This window comes from Nguyenibacter vanlangensis, assembly GCF_013376155.1.
GTDB classification, from domain to species: Bacteria; Pseudomonadota; Alphaproteobacteria; order Acetobacterales; family Acetobacteraceae; genus Gluconacetobacter; species Gluconacetobacter vanlangensis.
Genome location: NZ_JABXXP010001179.1, coordinates 1 through 612, shown reverse-complemented (window position 1 = coordinate 612; position 612 = coordinate 1). Strand labels below are relative to the sequence as shown.

The following is a 612-nucleotide window of genomic DNA, read 5'->3' as shown; positions in this document are numbered from 1 at the left end:
GATCACAGCGCCGGCGCTATGCCGCCCCGCCAGCAGGTCGCGCAGCGCCGGCAGGAAGGCGATGCGGCTATCCCCCCAGGCCAGCGACAGCAGCAGCAGCGCCAGGACGGCGCCGGCCAGGGCACCCAGCAAGGGCAGGTCGCGGCGATCGATCATCGACCGGCCTCCCGCGCCGGATCGGAATATTCCGGATCGGAGTCTTCCCGGGCAACGTGCTCCGGGGCGAAATGCTCCAGAGCCTGGCGGGCCTGCGCCAGCCGGTCCAGCGTATCCAGCGTCTGCGGCAGCCCGCACAGCCACAGCCGGCCGGGCAGCGACAGGCGATGCGCGCCGGGAAAGGCCGCGCGCAGCGCCGGATGGTCCAGCAGGTCCTGCGCCAGCGAGGTGCCGGTCTCCGAACGGATCAGCACCAGCAGGTCGGGCGGCCGGGCGATCAGATCCTCGATCGGCAGATAGGCCGCATGACGATGCCCCATGGTGGCGGCGAAGTTGCGGAACCCTGCATGGGCCAGCATATCGTCGGCCAATGTCCCCGTACCCGTCACGAAGCCGTTGGCGGCATAGAGCGCGGCGACCGGGTCGCCGCCCCCGGGCGCGGCCGGCGGGGCGATC

1 protein-coding gene is annotated in these 612 nt (G+C 72.4%); it reads right to left on the bottom strand.

Translation table 11 applies throughout. The features are described 5' to 3' along the window. Positions 1-152: 152 nt before the first annotated feature. A partial coding sequence (locus HUK84_RS21980) for an ABC transporter substrate-binding protein (protein ID WP_374729412.1) occupies positions 153-612 on the bottom strand: 460 nt, incomplete at its 5' end.